At 71.8% G+C, this 3,896-nt stretch carries 1 protein-coding gene and 1 pseudogene; both read left to right on the top strand.

Annotation, left to right across the window (positions count from 1 at the left end; genetic code table 11):
• Positions 1-3,669: non-ribosomal peptide synthetase (locus tag J7024_RS36570; RefSeq protein ID WP_234746022.1), on the top strand; the 3,669-nt coding region annotated here is incomplete at its 5' end.
• Positions 3,659-3,896: pseudogene (locus J7024_RS36565) on the top strand (GNAT family N-acetyltransferase); the annotation flags it as partial. The gene J7024_RS36570 and the pseudogene J7024_RS36565, both read left to right, overlap by 11 nt.

The raw sequence follows: 3,896 nt of genomic DNA, 5'->3' as shown, positions 1-3,896 counted from the left end.
TTCGACGCGGCCTTCATCTACGCGCTGGGCCGGTTCGGGGGGGGCGCGATCGGGCGGCTCGCCGCGCGCTTCGTCACGCTGCTCGGCGACGGGCTCGCGCGCCCCGACATGCCGATCGGCGATCTCGACTGGCTGCCCGCCAATGAACTCGCGCAACTCTTCGCGTGGAACGCGCCGGCGGGTGCGGCCGAGGCCGAACCGTTCGTGCCTGTGCATGCGCGCATCGCCGCGCATGCGCAGGCGCGGCCCGGCGCGCGCGGCGTCGCCGACATCGATCGCGCATTCACGCGCGGCGAAGTCGACGCCCGCGCCGCACGCATCGCGCGCAATCTCGTCGCGGCCGGCGTGCGGCCCGAGATGCGCGTCGGCGTCGCGCTGCAGCGTTCGGTCGACCTGCTGGTCGCGCTGATCGCGGTGCTGAAGTCGGGTGCCGCGTTCGTGCCGCTCGATCCGGCCCATCCGCGCGAACGGCTCGCACAGATCGTCGGCGACGCGGGCATCGCGCACGTGCTGACCGACGCCGCGAGCGCCGCGTCGCTGCCCGATCTGCCGCAACTGCGCATCTGGCGAGCGGACCAGGTGGAGGCATTCGACGAAGCCGCTCAGGTCGAGCTGCCGGACGTGCTGCCCGGCCATGCGGCATATGCAATCTACACGTCGGGCTCGACCGGCAAGCCGAAGGGCGTGATCGTCGATCACGCGGCATTCGCGCGGCACTGCGTGGCGATCGCCGAGCGCTACGGCGCGAGCGAAAACGACGTTTTCCTGCTGTTCCAGTCGGTCAACTTCGACGGCGCGCACGAAGGATGGTTTTCGCAATACCTGTCGGGTGCCGCCGTGTCGGTGACGGCCGACGTGCTGTGGCCGCCGGCGCAGACCTGCGCGATGATGGTCCGCGACGGCGTGACGATGACCTACGTGCCGCCCGGCTGCGCCGCGCAACTCGCCGAATGGGCGCTCGCGCACGGCGCACCGCCGACGCTGCGTTCGCTGACCGTCGGCGGCGAGGCGACGTCGCGCGAAGCGTTCGCGATGCTGCGCCGCGCGATGCCGAACGTACGGGTGGTCAACGGCTACGGCCCGACCGAGACCGTCATCACGCCGACGTTGTGGATGTTCCGTCCCGGCGACGATCTCGCGGCACTCGGCGACGCCGCGTACCTGCCGATCGGCACGCTGGTCGGCGCGCGCACCGCGCACGTGCTCGACGAGCGGCTGCATCCGCTGCCGGTGGGCGTGATCGGCGAACTGTATCTGGGCGGCGAGGGAATCGGCGTGGCGCGCGGCTATCTGGACCGTCCGGCGCTGACGGCCGAGCGTTTCGTGCCTGACCCGTACGGCGCGCCGGGCGCACGCCTGTACCGCACCGGCGACCTCGTGAGGCGTCGCGCGGATGGCGTGTTCGACTTCATCGGTCGCGTCGATCATCAGGTGAAGCTGCGCGGGTTGCGCATCGAACTCGGCGAAATCGAGGCCCAGCTCGCCGCGCACGATGCGGTGCGCGAAGCATGCGCGGTCGTGCACGGGCAGGGCGCGCAGGCCCAGCTCGTCGCGTACGTCGAACTGAGCGCAGACGCGCAGGCCGCGGCGCAACCCGTCGAAGCCGCGACGCTCGATGCGCATCTGCGCCGCATGCTGCCCGACTACATGGTGCCCGCGCAACTGATCGTGCTCGACGCGCTGCCGCGCAATGCCAACAGCAAGGTCGACCGCGCGCGGCTGCCCGCGCCGGTGCGCGTCGAACGTGCATACGAAGCGCCGCACGACGGCGACGAGGCCGTGCTTGCGGCGATCTGGCGCGACGTGTTGAACGTCGTGCGCGTCGGCCGTGGCGATCACTTCTTCGACCTCGGCGGCCATTCGCTGGCCGCGGTGCGCGTCGCGACGCGTGTCGCCGAGCGGCTTCGCCGCGATGTGCCGGTACGCGCGCTGTTCGAAGCGCCGGTGCTGGCGCAATATGCGCGGCAGGTTGCCGACGCACCGCGCGCTGCATACGCCGGTGCCGCGGCGCCGGGCATCGCGGTGGTCAAACCCGATGCGCACGGTGTGTGGCCGCTGTCGCCCGCGCAGCTCGGCCTCTGGTTCCTGTGGCGCGCGCAGCCGGACAGCGCCGCGTACAACATTCCGGTCGCGCTGCGCGTGCGCGGTCCGCTCGACGTCGCTGCGCTGCGCGCAGCGTTTTCCGCTGCGGCAGCCGCGCATCCGGCGCTGCGCACACGGCTCGTCGTGCGCGACGGCATGCTGCCGGGCCAGCGGATCGAAGACGCCTCGACCGTCGCGTTGCCGGTCGTCGATCTGTCGGCACAGCCCGATGCGCTCGCTCGCGCGGCAGCGCTGACCGATGCGGATGCACTCGCACCGTTCGATCTCGTCGCCGATGCGCCGCTGTGGCGCGCACGCGTGCTGCGGCTCGGCGCCGATGATCACGTATTGTCGGTGACGATCCATCACATCGTGTCGGATGGCGAATCGATCGAGCTGTGGCTCGATGCGGTGCGCGCTCGCTATGTCGATAGCGTGCGCGGTGAAGCGGCATCGGCATCGACGCCCGCTGTGGAAAACCGCACGCTCGTCTTGCCTGCGCCATGCCACCCGGCCCGCGTCGCATACTGGCGCGACGCGCTGGCAGAGCTGCCGTCGTGCGTGCTGCCGCAGCGTGCGGATGCGCCGGCCGTCCCGCAATGGCGCGCGGCACGCATCGCGTTCGAGTTCGATGCGGCGCTGATCCGTACTGCGCGCGACGCAGCATCGGCCGCGCATGCGACGTTGCCGATGCTGCTGCACGCGGCGCTCAATACCGCGCTGTTCCGCGCGACCGGCGCGGCCGACCAGCCGGTCGGCGTGCTCGCGTCGACGCGCGAGTTGACGGGCGACGCGGCGCGCGATGCGCTGGGACTCTTCATCAATTCCGTCGTCGTGCGCACGCGTATCGGCGCGGCGGCCCGCCGCGCGGACGTGCTCGCCCAGGTGCGCGACACGGCGCTCGCCGCGTATGCGCATGCCGACGTGCCGTTCGCCGACGTCGTCGCGGCACTGCGCGCGCCACGCACGGCGCAGGCCAATCCGCTGTTCCAGGTGATGTTCAACTACCTGCGCCCGACCGGTGCGACTGCGCGCGACTGGGCCGGATTGTCGCTCGCCGAATTCGGCGACGTGCGGCATCGCGTCGTGTTCACGCTGGAGCTCGACGTCGTCGAACATCCGGACGGCCGCTTGAGCGCCGCGTTCTCGTATGCGGACGAACTGCTCGACGGCACGTTCGTCGACACGCTCGTCCGGCTGTATCACGACGAAGTCGCCCGTTTCGCCGGTGCGCCGGAAGCGATGCTCGGTGCGCCCGATGCGCGGGTCGCTGCACCCGCCGCGGACGCAGTCGCGCCGGTGCGCCATGCGGCGCACGGCACGGCAGCGTCGGCCGCCCCGAACGCCGTTGCATCGCTCGCGGCGTTGTGGTCCGACACCTTCGCGACGGCCGCGCCTGCGCCCGACGCCGATCTGTTCGAGGCCGGTGCGACGTCGTTCGACGTCGTGCGCTTCGTCGACGCGGCGAACCGCGCCGGTCGTCCGCTGACGGTGGCCGACGTGTTCGCGTCGCCGACGCTCGCTGCGCTCGGCGCATGCATCGGCACACCGGTCCAAACCGGCCTGGAGGTGCGCGATGCTGGCTGAAGTCCGCCCGGACGGAATCACGATGCCCGACACGTGCCGCCTCGTATTCGCGGACGACCTGTTCGCCGCGCGTGACGACGCGGAGATCCGCGTTGCGCACGGCGACGGCATCGGCGCGCAGTTGCTGCGCGCGCAACTCGCGGACGACGGCACGCTGCGCCTCGTCGCATACAACCATCGCGCGGCGCCGGCCGACCAGCGCCGCGCGCTGCTGGCCGCGCTCGCCG

This window comes from Burkholderia sp. WTPI3, assembly GCF_021483755.1.
Taxonomy (GTDB): domain Bacteria; phylum Pseudomonadota; class Gammaproteobacteria; order Burkholderiales; family Burkholderiaceae; genus Burkholderia.
Note: the sequence above shows the minus strand (reverse complement) of the source record. Positions and strands in the feature narration are given on the sequence as shown.